Below are 12613 nucleotides of genomic sequence, written 5' to 3' on the forward strand. Positions count from 1 at the left end.
GCTGTTGGGTGCAATAACCATCGCCGCTCAAGAAAACACCGACCACCCCAGCAGGACGACGTCATACGCAGCCCCAACCCAAAACACCAATCCATCACCTACTTCAACCTCAACGGCTCCAACAACGCCGCATCATATTCCCCTCTCCCAATCCTCCCCAACTCCATCATCCGCAACAAGATATAAGCCTGCCGCTGCCGCGCCCGCCGGGGATTCACCACCGGATTATTCGCCGAAGGCGCCTTGGGCAACCCGGCCAGCATCGCGCATTCAGCCAGCGTCAGCTCCGCCACCGGCTTGCCAAAGTAAGTCTCGGCTGCCTCGGCAAAACCATAAGCTCCCTGCCCAAGGTACACCTTGTTCATATAGACCTCGAGGATCTCGTCCTTGCTCAAGGCATGCTCGATGCGATAGGCCAGCAGCACCTCGTACAGCTTGCGCGTGTAGGTCTTCTCCCGCGAGAGGAAGAAATTGCGCGCCACCTGCATGGTGATCGTGGAAGCGCCCTGCGAAAGTTCATCCGACAAGTTGGCCACGCCAGCGCGTATCACACCGACATAGTCGATGCCGTCATGCAGGTAGAAACGCTCGTCCTCGATGGCCACCACCGCCTGCGTAAGCTTGGGCGGTATCTCGCCGATGGGCACGTAGCCCGGCGACTGGCGGAAAGCGGTGAGCGCGTCCAGCGTGGGCAGCTGGCGCTGAGCGACGAGCACGGCGAGCGTGCCGAGCAGGGCTGTGCCCAGTGTCAGCAGCAGCACCAGCTTGAGAAGATTCGACCAGAGACGTTCCATGGGCAGTATTGTGCCAGCACCGGCCCGGCACCAGCCCGGTGCCGGACTCAGCCTGCCGGCAGCGTCACGCCCAGTTCCTTCGCCAGTGTCTCCAGGTTGCGCCAGATCGCCGGATTGACCTCCAGGTGCGTGGTGGTGAGCGCCCGGTTGGCGGCTTCGAACTCGCCGGGATATTGCACGCCGCCGAAGCCGGGAGCGGGTGGCGTGTCGTGCAGGTAGTTGACGAATGCCTCCACCTCGGCGCTCTGCCAGCTCAGCCCCAGGTCCAGTTCCGGATTCATCAGCACCGCGAACATATTGTTGGTGGCTACGCCGCCGCGCGGGTTTTCCGGCTGGATGGTGCCGCCGCCCGAGAGTACGCCAGCGAGCAGCTCGGCCACCACGCCCAGCGCATAGCCCTTGTGCCCGCCAAAGGGCAGCAGCGCGCCCGGATGCTCGCCGAACATGGTGGAGGCATCGGTAGTGGGGTTGCCGTCGGCATCGATGATGCTGTTTTCCGGCGCGGGCTCGCCCTTCTCCGCCAGCACGCGCGCCTTGTTGATGGCGATCGCGCTGGTGGCGATATCCACCACCAGCGGCGGGCGGCCGTTGGGCATGGGGCCGGCGAAGCACAGCGGGTTGGTGGTCAGCCGCGCGGCGCGGCCGCCATAGGGCGCTACCGCCGGCGCGCGGTTGATCACGTTGGTGAAGCTCAGCAGCACGAAGCGTTCCTTCGCCACCATCTCGCCGAAGTGGCCCATGCGGCCGAGATGGTGCGAACGGCGCAGCGTGACGATGCAGTGGCCGTGCTGGCGCACCCGTTCGATCGCGGTCTCGATGACGGTCTTGCCCACGTGCTGGCCGAAGCCGCCGTTGCCGTCGAACACCAGCAGGCTGCCACGGTCGAGCACGCATTCGGCGCGGCCGGCGGGGTTGACGTTGCCGCCAGCGAGCGAGCGCCGGTAATTGGGCAGGATCGACAGGCCGTGGCTGGTATAGCCGCAGCGGTCGGCTTCGACCAGGTGTTCGGCCACGTCGTCGGCGATATCGGCCGGCACGCCTTGCGCCGCCAGCAGGTCGCGGGCCAGCTGGAGGGCGGATTGCAGTGTGATTTTCGTCATGCGTCCCATCCCTTCAGATCCAGCCCAGCCAGCGCCAGTAGGTGGCGGCGAACAGCAGCATCATGGCGTAGCCGATCAGCGTGACGGGAATGCCGACCCTGGCGAATTGCTTGCCGTTGAAGGTGTCCGTGCCCAGGCACACCATGTTCTGCGGCGCGTTGATCGGGAGGATAAAGCCGAAGCTCACGGTGAAGCCGAGCAGCATTGTCAGCCCGATCTTGTTGATATCGCCTGGCAGCGTCTGCAGCACCGAGATCAGGATCGGCAGCAGCGCGGCGGTGAGCGCGGTGGCGCTGGCAAAGCCCAGGTGGATCAGGATCAGGAAGGCGGCAAGGATCGCGAACACCAGGATCGGCCCCTGCGTGGCGAGCCCGGAGTGCGTCACCACGAACTTGCCCAGCCATTGTCCGGCCTGGGTGGTGAGCAGCGCGGTGCCCAGGCTGATGCCCACGCCGAATACGATCAGCGTGCCCCACGGCGTGCGCTGCTGCATGGTCTTCCAGTCCATCACGCCGATGCGCGGCATCATCAGGATCACCAGGCCGACGAAGGTGACGGTGGCGGTGTCGAACTGATGCAGCTTGCCTTCCGTGGCCCAGAACAGGAGCAGCCCGATGGACACCGCGGCGAGCCGCTTCTGCGGGCCGGTCATCGGGCCCAACCCGGCTAGTTCCTTTTGCACGGCTTCCTTGCCGCCAGGGATGGCTTCGGTCTCGGCAGGCAGCAGGAAGCGCACCAGGAAATACAGCACCACCGACATCGCGACGGCCCACGGCGCGCCGGCGATCAGCCATTGCAGCCATGTGATGCGCTCGCCCAGCAGCTTGTCCATGAAGCCGACCGTCAGCAGGTTCTGCGCGGCGGCGGTCTGGATGCCGACGTTCCAGATGCTGGTGGCCATGGCCACCGTGATCATGATGCCGGCGGCGATGTTCGATTTCTTGTCGACCCCGAAGGCCGCGATGATGCCCATCATGATCGGCACCACGCAGGCGCTGCGCGCGGTGGCGCTCGGCACCACCAGCGACAGCAGGATGGTCACCGCGATGCTGCCGATCAGGATGCGCCGCGTGCTGGTGCCAATGGCCGACAGCGTCACCAGCGCGATGCGCCGGTCGAGTCCGGTCACGGTCATGGCCGCCGAGATGAACAGCGCGGCGGCAACCAGCGCCAGCGCGGTATTGGAGAAGCCGGCCAGCGCCATGCCGAGGGCGCGCGATGTGCCGTATTGCGTGGACGGGTCCGTCACCGTGGGCGCGAAGCCGATCAGCGCGGCCATCAGCGACGTGATCATGATGGCGCTGGCTTCGTAGGAGACCGCTTCGGTGATCCACACCACGATGGCGAAGGCGAGGATGGCCAGCATGCGATGGCCCGCCACCGGCAGGTCCGCGGGCAGCGGCAGGGCAAGGATGCCGATCAGCACCACGGCGGCGGCGTAGAGCCCCCATGGTGTCTGCTTCTTCGGCGTGGCTTGCGGCGTGGCGGGCACGCCGGGGGCGGAGGGGACGGTCTGGGTCGGAGTGCGAGAGTCTGTCATCGCTTTCCCTTGGGTTGTCTTGTTGATCGTTGGCTCAACACGGGATGGCGGACGTCACGCGCGGGCAAGAATGCTAGCCGGTGACTGGCTTGATGGCGGCGTCGTTCGTTCGGTCTTCCGTGAAGACTGGCGGATGCGCAGGCCGGCTTTTTGCCGGGTTGCAGCGTTCGACATGGGGAAATTATCGTGCCGGCCAACAGCGTATGTCGAGGCCGGATCACGGCGCGCATGATCAGGATCAAGGAGGGAGCTCGCGCCGGGAAATTACCGTGTGCGGTGGGGTCCTACTTTCAGATCGTTGCAGTACAAGGGCTGGCGGGCGGTGTCCCGCGGGCGTAACGCCCGCCCGCGCGGTGATCTGAAAAAAATGGAGCACATGATGAAGGTTTTGGTGAGAGGGCTACGTGCTGGAGTCGACGCAGCCCGGCTGCGTGAAGCGCTGGCCGCTTACGTGAGCGTCAAGGACGTCGAGCTGATCTGTGAGGGCGATGGCTCACATCCCTGGGCCTGGGTCGACCTGGACCTGGACGATGTGGACCCGATGAGCGTGTGGAAACTGGTGGCAATGCTCGATCGCCGTTATATTGCTGGCTGCCATACGCGCTGGCATGTGCCGGCCTATCGTGCGCGATGAGGCGCGCGCAACCCAACCACAGGGCAGGGAAACAATGCAGGGATTGTTCGCGTGGCGCCGCCACGCCATCATGGCGGACGCGCCATCACTAGGTGCCGGCGTGCCCGGCACCACACCGCTGGTGCTGGAAAACGTTGTCAATATCCGCGATCTCGGCGGTCTTCCCACGCGGGACGGCCACCGCGTGCGCGCCGGCAAGCTGTTTCGCAGCGGCAACCCGGGCCTGGCCAGCGCCGCCGACATGGAGCGGCTGCGCGCCTTGCAACTGGACGCGGTGATCGATTTCCGTTCGCCCGGCGAAAAGTCGGCCGCGGAGAGCCCCTTCGGCCAGGCCTTCCGCTGGGTAGCCACGCCGGTGCTGGAAGGCAGCATGTCGATGGCCGAACTGATGCCGCGCCTGCGCGAAGGCAGCGCGGCGCAGACGGAGGCCTTCATGCTGGAGGTCTACGGCGATTTCCCGCGCAAGTACCAGGCTGCCTTCGGCGGCTTCCTGAAGCTCGCGGAGCAGGGCGGCAACCTGCTGTACCACTGCACCGCGGGCAAGGACCGCACCGGCTTTGCCTCGCTGTTGTTGCTGGCGGGCCTGGGCGTGGAGCGCGATACCATCATGGCCAACTACCTGGAGTCGAATCACCGGAACCAGGGCTTCAACCAGAAGATGAGCGCCGGCGCGGCGCAGTTCGGCGTCGATCCCGCGGTGATGTGGCCGATGCTGGAGGTGAAGGCGTCTTACCTGGAAGCTTCCATGCAGGCCATCGAGCAGGAATACGGCGGCATCGACGCGTACCTCGGCGAGGTGCTCAAAGTGGATGCGGAGCGGTTGCGCCGGGCTTACCTGGTGCGGGCGTAGCGCGTTCCCGGCGCGGAGGCGCTACGTCCCCGCGCCTTGCTCCTTCATGATCCGCGCGGTATTCAGCGCGATCATGCCCTCCTCGTCGGTGGGCAGCACCAGCACCGGCACACGGCTGTTATCGCGGCTGATGCGCTGCCGGTTCTCGCCGTTCGCGCCGGCGTCCAGGCCGATGCCGAACAGGTCCGCCAGCCGCGCGCAGATCTTCTCGCGCACCGGCGGTGAGTTCGCGCCGATGCCGGCGGTGAACACCAGCGCGTCGAGGCCGCCCAGCGTGGTGGCGAGCTTGCCGATCTCCTGCGCCGCGCGGTACGCATAGAAATCGATGGCCAGGCGCGCGCGCGGCGTGTCGCTGTCCAGCAGTGCGCGCATATCGCTGCTGATGCCCGACAAGCCCTTGAGCCCCGATTCCTGGTACAGCATGGTCTCGATGTCCTTGGTGCTCATGCCTTGCTGCGACAGCCACAGGATGGCGCCGGCATCGATGGCGCCGCAGCGCGTGCCCATCGGCAGGCCGTCGAGCGCGGTCAGGCCCATGGTGGATTCCACGCTGCGCCCCTCGCGCATGGCGCACAGGCTGGCGCCGTTGCCCAGGTGCGCCACGATCACGCGGCCGGCGGCCAGGTCGGGCGCTACCTGCTGCAGGCGGCGCGCGATGTATTCGTAGGACAGGCCATGGAATCCGTAGCGTCGGATGCCGCGCTCGAAGTATTCGTAGGGCAGCGCCAGCAGTTGCGCCAGCGTATCGTGCCCGGCGTGGAAGGCGGTGTCGAAGCAGGCCACCTGCAGCAGCGACGGCGCGGCGGCGCGCACCGCGCGGATCGCCGTCAGGTTGTGCGGCTGATGCAGCGGCGCCAGCGGCACCAGCGCTTCCAGCTTGCCGATCACTTCGTCATCGATCTTCACCGCCGCGGAAAAATCCGCGCCGCCGTGCACCACGCGATGGCCGATCGCCACCGGCGGCGCGTCGCGCAGGCCGATGCTGAGCACCAGCCGGATCAGGCGGAAGGCCGCGTCGTGATCGGCGACCTGGTCCACCGGGAAGCGTTCGTCGGCCACCACGCGGCCGTCCGCCATCTTCGCGGTCAGGCGGGGTGAGACGCCGATGCCTTCGATCTGCCCGTGCGCGCTGAGCACCGGGTTGATGTCGGTGTTGGCGTGCGCCGCCTCGGGTACCGCATAGACGGAGACCTTGACGCTCGACGAGCCGGCGTTGACGACCAGGATGGTGGGGTGGGTGACACTCACGCGGGCATCTCCTGTGCAAAGGAATGGTTGGACGCTCAGATCGCCGCGGGCGTCCTGACGGTGCGGCGCGCATGCGCCAGCAGCACGGCAATCGCGCAACTGGCGATGCGCGCGCGCACGGTGTCGGCGCGGCTGGTGAGGATGATCGGCACGCGCGCGCCCAGCACGATGCCGGCCGCCTCGGCGCCGGCCAGGAAGGTGAGCTGCTTGGCCAGCATATTGCCGGCTTCGAGATCGGGCACCAGCAGGATGTCGGGGTCGCCCGCCACCTCGGAGACGATGCCCTTGGTAACGGCGGCTTCGCGGCTGATGGCATTGTCGAAGGCCAGCGGGCCATCGAGGATGCCGCCTTCGATCTGGCCGCGCCGGCTCATCATGCACAGCGCGGCGGCGTCGATGGTGGAGGGGATCTTGTCGGTCACGGTTTCCACCGCCGACAGGATCGCCACCTTGGGCCGCTCGATGTCCAGCACGCGCAGCAGGTCGATCGCGTTGCGGCAGATATCGGCCTTGTCGTTGAGGGTGGGAAAGATATTGACCGCGGCGTCGGTGATGAACAGCGGCTTGTGATAGGTCGGCACGTCCATCGCAAACACGTGCGAGAGGCGGCGGCCGGTCCGCAGCCCCGTTGCCGCGGCGGTGACTTCCTGCAGCAGTTCGTCGGTGTGCAGGCTGCCCTTCATCAGCAGCTCCGCCTCGCCGGCGCGTATTGCCGCGACGGCGCGCGCGGCGGCGGCGTGGCTGTGTGGCGCGTCGATCAGCACGGCGTCGCCCAGGTCCAGCGCGTTGGCGTCAGCTACCTGGCGGATGCGGGCCTGGGGCCCGACCAGCAGCGGCACGATCAGGCCGAGGCGCGCGGCCTCCAGCGCGCCGCCGAGCGACGAGGCGTCGCAGGGATGCGCCACCGCGGTGGGAATGGCTGGCAGGTCTTGGCAGCGGGACAGCAGGACGGCGTACTTGTCGAGAGTCTGGGTCATCGGCTTTCCAGTGCGTCGGGTTGCGGTGCGGCGGCGCGGCGGACATGCTGCGCCGCGCAAAAACAAAGCCAAGTATAGGCCATGTTTCCGGCGGCACGGTGACAGCTGCGCCGCGGCTTGTGTTGGGTCATGGCACTACTGATCCGCCCATGCAGCGGGTTGTCAAGCTGGGTGAGGACTGGTAGATTGCGTCGTGCTGCATGGCAGCAATTCCATGCCGCCGTGTGGAATTGCTTGCCTCCAACGCCACACCGAAGAGGGGAAGCCGAGTGAACGCACGTGTACCCGCCACCCAACCCGGCACCGCTGCCGCCGGCCAGTTGCCGTCAGCCAGCGACATGCCGCCGCTCTTGTCCGATGCGTTTTCCTACACGCTCGATGCCTGGCAGCGCGCCATCCTGTTGCTCGATATCCTGCGCGAGCGCGGCAACCAGACTTTCGAGCACGAACGCGAAGGCATGCCGCCGGTGCTGGTCTTCGAGCACGAGGTGGTGATCGACGGGCGCACGCTGGAGCAGCCCGCCAACTACGCCTTGTTGCGCATCCTGCCGCCACCGGGCATGGCCACCGACGACACCAAGCGGCCCTTCGTGGTGATCGACCCGCGCGCCGGGCATGGTCCCGGCATCGGCGGCTTCAAGATCGACAGCGAGATCGGCATCGCGCTGCGCAGCGGCCATCCCTGCTACTTTGTCACCTTCTTCCCCGTGCCATGCCCCGGCCAGACCATCGAATGCGTGGCGCGCGCGGAGGCCCTGTTCCTGCTCACCGTGGCCGAGCGCCACCCGCTGGCGCAGGGCAAGCCGTTCGTGATCGGCAACTGCCAGGGCGGCTGGGCACTGATGATGCTCGCGGCCGCCGCTCCCGACCTGGTCGGGCCGATCCTGCTGGCGGGGTCGCCGCTGGCCTACTGGTCCGGCGTGCGCGGGCGCAACCCGATGCGCTATAGCGGCGGCCTGCTGGGCGGCTCGTGGCTGTCGTCCTTTACCGCCGATCTGGGCAACGGCCGTTTCGACGGTGCGTGGCTGGTGCAGAATTTCGAGCAGCTCAATCCGTCCAACACCTACTGGAAAAAGTTCTACGACGTCTATGCGCGGGTCGATACCGAGCGCGAGCGCTTCCTGGAGTTCGAGCGCTGGTGGGGCGGCCACTTCCTGCTCAACCGCGCCGAGATCGACTGGATCGTGCAGAACCTGTTCGTCGGCAATCATCTCACCGCCGGCGAGGTGCGCAGCGCGGACGGCAGCGTCGCGGTGGACCTGCGCAATGTGCGCTCGCCCATCGTGGTCTTTGCCTCCTGGGGAGACAACATCACGCCGCCGCAGCAGGCGCTGAACTGGATTCCCGATCTCTACGCCAGCGTCGACGAGATCGTCGCCAACGACCAGGTCATCGTCTACTGCCTGCACGAGAAGGTCGGGCATCTGGGCATCTTCGTCTCGGCCGGCGTGGCCAACCGCGAGCACACGGAACTGTTCTCTGCGCTCGACCTGATCGATGTGCTGCCGCCCGGCCTGTACGAAGCGCGCATCGAGGACATCGCGCCCGGCACCTCGCACCTGGATCTGATCGAAGGGCGGTACCTGATGCGCTTCGAGCGCCGTACCATCGACGATATCCTGGCGCTGGACGATGGGCGCGACGATGAGCGCCCCTTCGAGGTGGTGCGGCGCGTGGCCGAGATCAACCAGCGCCTCTACGACACGTTCGCCTCGCCGGCGGTGCAGGCCATGTCCAACGAACTGGGCGCATACACCATGCGGCAGATGCATCCGGCCCGTCTCGAGCGCTCGCTGGCGTCGGACGCGAATCCGTGGATGGCGTGGCTCGCCGCCTTCGCCCCGGCGGTGCGCGAGGCTCGGCAGCCGGTGGCGCCGGACAATCCCTTCGTCACGCTGGAGCGTGCGGTCTCCGACACCATCGTGCGCACGCTCGACGCCTGGCGCGACCAGCGCGATGCCCTTTACGAGCAGACCTTCGAAGCGCTCTACCAGTCGCCGTGGCTGTCCGCGCTGGTCGGCTTCTCGCCGGGCGCCGAAAAGCGCGGCCCGCCGCCGCTGAGCGCGGCGCTGCGGCAGGAACTGGCCGCGCGGCACATCCATGAGGCGGAAGCCGGGATTGAGCAGGGCACTGCGCTGGACGCCTTCATGCGCATCCTGACCTACGTGGCGGACGAAAACGCCAGTATCGAGGAGCGTCCGTTCAACCTCATGCGGCAGATGGCGCGCGAGCACCTGCAGCAGCAACCGGACATTGCCACGGTCAAGGCCGCGGTCAGGCGGCAGAGCTTTATCGTCGGCCTCGATGCCGGGCGCGCGGTGGCCGCGTTGCCGCTCCTGGTGCCGGACAGCACGCAGCGCCATCGCATCATGATGGCGATCCACCGCATCCTTACCGTAGCCGGACCGCTCGATGGCGGGCGCCTGGCACGCTATCGCGAGGTGGCGAGCGTAATGGGCACCGACCATACGCTGCGGCAGGCGGCGGAGGCCGCGCCCGCCGTGGCGCCCGTTGTTTCTCAGGTTTCTCCGGCTTTGCCGCTTGCGCCGGAGAGTCCGGCAGCAGCCGCGGCCCCGCGCGCGGTGCGCAAGCCGGCATCGCCCGAAGCCGCGGCACGCGCGCGCAAGGCAAGCGCCGGCGCGGCCGGCGCCGCCAGGCCGGCAAGAACCGTCAAGGCCTTGCCGCGGCGCGGCGGCAAAAAGGGAAGTTAAGCCAGCGCCAGTGGCGCGCATTGACTGAGCGAGGGACATCATGGTGCAAGTACCCAATCCTCCATTGCTGGGCGCGCGCGTGCTGGTGGTCGGCGTGGCCAATGCCGAGTCCATCGCGTGGGGCTGCGCGCGGGCTTTTCGCGAACTCGGCGCCGAACTGGCGATCACCTATCTCAACGACAAGGCCTATCCGCATGTGGCGCCGCTTGCCGAAGCGGTGGGCGCAACGATCCTGATGCCGCTCGACGTGGAGGTAGCCGCGCAGGAGCAGGCACTGTTCGAGCGCATCGCGCAGCAATGGGGCCGGCTTGACGCGATGGTGCACTCGATCGCCTTCGCACCCAAGGCCGATCTGCAGGGCGGATTGCTGAACTCGTCCGCAGACGGCTTCGCGCGCGCCATGGATGTGTCCTGCCATTCCTTCGTGCGCCTGGCCCGGCGCGCGGCGCCGCTGATGAGCGCGGGCGGCAGCCTGTTCGCGATGAGCTATGAGGGCGCCAACCGGGTGGTGCCCAACTACAGCCTGATGGGGCCGGTCAAGGCCGCGCTCGAGGCTTCGTGCCGCTACTTGGCGCACGAACTGGGCTCGAGCGGCATTCGCGTGCACGCCATCTCGCCGGGGCCGCTAAAGACCCGCGCGGCATCCGGCCTCAAGGATTTCGGGCAATTGCTGGCGGACGCCGCGGGCCGGGCTCCGGTGGGCGAGCTGGTCGACATCATGGATGTGGGCTTTGCCACCGCCTACCTCGCCACGCCCTACGCGCGGCGGATTTCCGGCAACACGGTCTACGTCGACGGCGGCGTGCACATCATGGGCTGAGGCGCCGGCCGGACCAATGCCCCGTGGGCTGGCCACGACCTGCCACGGGCCGCCTACAATGAGCTAAACAACGGAGGCCTGTGCCGCCCGCCACGTGCGCGCTGCCTCATATCTGGAGCCAGACATGAAGGTACTCATCCGGGGCCTCCACCGCGATGTGACCGAACAGATGCTGCGCGACAAGCTGGCGCCCTACGCGCCGGTCAAGTCCGTGGAGCTGGTGCGCGAGGGCGATCCGGAACATCCGTGGGCCTGGGTCAACCTGGATGTCGATCCCTTTACCGCGTGGCGCCTGCTGCGCCAGCTTGATCGCCAGTATTTCGCCGGCAGCATGATGCGCTGGTACATTCCCGCCCACCAGGGCTGACGCAGAACGCCGCCTGGCGCCGCCCGCGGGCCTTTGCATTAAGATAAGCGGCTTCTGCCACTCTGCTGCGCTCCTACGGGGTAGCGCTCTCCCGCATGCTCGAACTCGACGGTGCGATCTGGTTCCGCTCAGGCTCCCAGGACTGGGGTGGCCGCGAACGTATCGCCCTGCTGGCCGCGATCGGCGAGCATGGCTCGATCACGGCGGCGGCCAAGGCGGTCGGCCTGAGCTACAAGGCCGCCTGGGACGCCATCGACGCGATGAACAACAGCGCCGGCGAACCGCTGGTGGTGCGCGCAGCCGGTGGCAAGGGCGGTGGCGGCACGGTGCTCACGGAGCGCGCCGCCAGCCTGATCCGCACCTACCGCGCGCTGGAGCACGAGCACCAGCGCTTTATCGCCCACCTTGGCCATCTCGGCGAGACCGCGCAGGATGACCTGCACCTGATGCGGCGCTTCATGGTCAGGACGAGTGCCCGCAACAAGCTGTTCGGCACCGTCGCGGCGATCCGCGGCGGTGCCGTCAACGACGAGGTCACGCTGGCGCTCGCGGGCGGCCAGCAGGTGGTTGCCACCATCACCCATGAGAGCGTGGAGACGCTGGGCCTCGCGCCCGGCATCGAAGCCTTTGCCCTGATCAAGGCTTCATCGGTCCTGCTCGGGCTGCCCGACCCCACGCTGCGGCTGTCGGCGCGCAACCAGTTGCCGGGCACGGTGAGCCGGGTGCTGCCTGGCGCCGTCAATGCCGAGGTGGCGCTTGAACTGGACGGCGGCGGCACCGTGGTGGCCGTCGTCACCAACGAGAGCGTTAGCGTGCTGGGGCTGTCCGAGGGCAGCCGCGCGCTTGCCATCTTCAAGGCGTCGAGCGTGATTCTCGGCATCATGGGCTGAGCCCCGCGCGCGTCAGGCGGGATCCAGCGGCTTGCTCAGCAGTACCGTGGTGAAGCCGCTGTGCCAGCTTTCGTCGGGGTAGAATTCCACCTCGGCATAGCCGTGGCGCTGGTAGAAGGCACGGCTCCCCACGTTGAAGGTATCCGTCTCGAGCCTGGCCTGCCGATGACCCGCCGCTGCCATCGCGGCTTCCGCGTGCGCCAGCAACGTGCTGCCCAGTCCGCGTGCCTGCCAGCGTGGCGACACATGCAGCGCCCAGACGAAGTCGTTCTCCCAGTCCACCATGCCAGCCACCGTGCCGTTCACGCAGGCGAGGTGGAACTCTGCCAGCCGGCTACGGACATAATCGCCGATCTTGTCGCACTGGGCGAAGCGCATTGCCGCCTCGGGCGTGAGCTGCGGCTGCCACGTGGTGAGATAGGTTTCGGTGAGGATGGCGGCGACGGCCTGGGCATCGGACGGGCCGGCGCGCCGGATCTGCGGGCTTGAGGATGGTGTGTGCATGCCCGCAAGGATAGCCGGGCCGCCGGGTGAAGACCACGGGCAGGCAGCCAACGCAAGAAAACCAGAAACATCAAAAGCACAATAAACAAACCAACGATGCACAGGAATCTGCACGAAGCAAACCGGTTGCCGTGGAATGCCTCCCCGGTAGCCCACAACAGCCACAACAGCCACAAGG

General features: G+C 67.2%; 12 protein-coding genes. 6 read left to right on the forward strand and 6 right to left on the reverse strand.

The genetic code is table 11. The features are described from left to right. Nucleotides 1-98 precede the first annotated feature (98 nt). From CF70_RS22015 to CF70_RS22025, 3 genes are read right to left on the reverse strand one after another with little or no spacing between them, the layout of a single operon-like run. Nucleotides 99-794 (reverse strand): transglycosylase domain-containing protein, encoded by a 696-nt coding sequence (locus tag CF70_RS22015; protein WP_035869615.1) that lies wholly within the window; start codon nucleotides 792-794, stop codon nucleotides 99-101. Nucleotides 795-841: 47 nt separating this feature from the next. Continuing rightward, nucleotides 842-1894, reverse strand: a complete 1053-nt coding sequence (locus CF70_RS22020; RefSeq protein ID WP_035869668.1) for an Ldh family oxidoreductase — start codon at nucleotides 1892-1894, stop codon at nucleotides 842-844. Nucleotides 1895-1907: 13 nt separating this feature from the next. Continuing rightward, the gene (locus CF70_RS22025) at nucleotides 1908-3434 is read right to left on the reverse strand and encodes a DASS family sodium-coupled anion symporter (RefSeq protein WP_035869618.1); all 1527 of its coding nucleotides are present in this window, start codon (nucleotides 3432-3434) and stop codon (nucleotides 1908-1910) included. A gap of 379 nt (nucleotides 3435-3813) precedes the next feature. Here CF70_RS22025 and CF70_RS22030 point away from each other — a divergent pair, with 379 nt between their 5' ends. Both CF70_RS22030 and CF70_RS22035 read left to right on the forward strand, forming a co-directional pair. Further along, entirely contained in the window at nucleotides 3814-4068 is a 255-nt protein-coding gene (locus CF70_RS22030; RefSeq protein ID WP_035869670.1) for a hypothetical protein, read from the forward strand. Between the two features lie 34 nt (nucleotides 4069-4102). Further along, a complete protein-coding gene (locus CF70_RS22035; RefSeq protein ID WP_035869620.1) occupies nucleotides 4103-4918 on the forward strand; it encodes a tyrosine-protein phosphatase in 816 nt (271 codons plus the stop codon). 21 nt (nucleotides 4919-4939) lie between these two features. On the opposite strand, the gene CF70_RS22040 is transcribed toward CF70_RS22035, so the two are convergent. Together CF70_RS22040 and CF70_RS22045 are read right to left on the reverse strand one after the other, a co-directional pair. Continuing rightward, nucleotides 4940-6166 carry an acetate/propionate family kinase gene (locus CF70_RS22040; RefSeq protein ID WP_035869623.1) on the reverse strand — a complete coding sequence of 409 codons (1227 nt, stop codon included), beginning with the start codon at nucleotides 6164-6166 and terminating at the stop codon, nucleotides 4940-4942. A gap of 35 nt (nucleotides 6167-6201) precedes the next feature. Then, on the reverse strand, nucleotides 6202-7203 hold the full coding sequence (locus CF70_RS22045; protein ID WP_414629471.1) for a phosphate acetyltransferase: 1002 nt from the start codon (nucleotides 7201-7203) through the stop codon (nucleotides 6202-6204). A 209-nt stretch (nucleotides 7204-7412) separates the two neighbouring features. Here CF70_RS22045 and CF70_RS22050 point away from each other — a divergent pair, with 209 nt between their 5' ends. The 4 genes from CF70_RS22050 to CF70_RS22065 all read left to right on the forward strand — a co-directional run bounded on the left by CF70_RS22050 (nucleotide 7413) and on the right by CF70_RS22065 (nucleotide 11931). Next, a complete protein-coding gene (locus tag CF70_RS22050; RefSeq protein WP_035869630.1) occupies nucleotides 7413-9854 on the forward strand; it encodes a DUF3141 domain-containing protein in 2442 nt (813 codons plus the stop codon). 40 nt (nucleotides 9855-9894) lie between these two features. Next, on the forward strand, nucleotides 9895-10674 hold the full coding sequence (gene fabI / locus CF70_RS22055; protein WP_035869633.1) for an enoyl-ACP reductase FabI: 780 nt from the start codon (nucleotides 9895-9897) through the stop codon (nucleotides 10672-10674). 124 nt (nucleotides 10675-10798) lie between these two features. Next, entirely contained in the window at nucleotides 10799-11041 is a 243-nt protein-coding gene (locus CF70_RS22060; RefSeq protein WP_035869636.1) for an RNA recognition motif domain-containing protein, read from the forward strand. A 95-nt stretch (nucleotides 11042-11136) separates the two neighbouring features. After that, nucleotides 11137-11931: a TOBE domain-containing protein gene (locus tag CF70_RS22065; protein ID WP_035869638.1), complete on the forward strand. Its 795-nt coding sequence runs from the start codon at nucleotides 11137-11139 to the stop codon at nucleotides 11929-11931. A gap of 12 nt (nucleotides 11932-11943) precedes the next feature. Here CF70_RS22065 and CF70_RS22070 read toward each other — a convergent pair whose 3' ends face one another. Beyond that, a complete protein-coding gene (locus tag CF70_RS22070; RefSeq protein ID WP_035869643.1) occupies nucleotides 11944-12435 on the reverse strand; it encodes a GNAT family N-acetyltransferase in 492 nt (163 codons plus the stop codon). Nucleotides 12436-12613 lie beyond the last annotated feature (178 nt).

The sequence above is a fragment of the Cupriavidus sp. SK-3 genome, assembly GCF_000611145.1.
Classification (GTDB): domain Bacteria; phylum Pseudomonadota; class Gammaproteobacteria; order Burkholderiales; family Burkholderiaceae; genus Cupriavidus.

What these genes read in the sequence shown, in the direction of transcription:
- CF70_RS22020 (WP_035869668.1), bottom strand. Translation starts at nt 1,894, where the DNA reads ATGACGAAAATCACACTGCAATCCGCCCTCCAGCTGGCCCGCGACCTG.
- CF70_RS22015 (WP_035869615.1), bottom strand. Translation starts at nt 794, where the DNA reads ATGGAACGTCTCTGGTCGAATCTTCTCAAGCTGGTGCTGCTGCTGACA.
- CF70_RS22025 (WP_035869618.1), bottom strand. Translation starts at nt 3,434, where the DNA reads ATGACAGACTCTCGCACTCCGACCCAGACCGTCCCCTCCGCCCCCGGC.
- CF70_RS22030 (WP_035869670.1), top strand. Translation starts at nt 3,814, where the DNA reads ATGAAGGTTTTGGTGAGAGGGCTACGTGCTGGAGTCGACGCAGCCCGG.
- CF70_RS22065 (WP_035869638.1), top strand. Translation starts at nt 11,137, where the DNA reads ATGCTCGAACTCGACGGTGCGATCTGGTTCCGCTCAGGCTCCCAGGAC.
- CF70_RS22035 (WP_035869620.1), top strand. Translation starts at nt 4,103, where the DNA reads ATGCAGGGATTGTTCGCGTGGCGCCGCCACGCCATCATGGCGGACGCG.
- fabI (WP_035869633.1), top strand. Translation starts at nt 9,895, where the DNA reads ATGGTGCAAGTACCCAATCCTCCATTGCTGGGCGCGCGCGTGCTGGTG.
- CF70_RS22070 (WP_035869643.1), bottom strand. Translation starts at nt 12,435, where the DNA reads ATGCACACACCATCCTCAAGCCCGCAGATCCGGCGCGCCGGCCCGTCC.
- CF70_RS22060 (WP_035869636.1), top strand. Translation starts at nt 10,799, where the DNA reads ATGAAGGTACTCATCCGGGGCCTCCACCGCGATGTGACCGAACAGATG.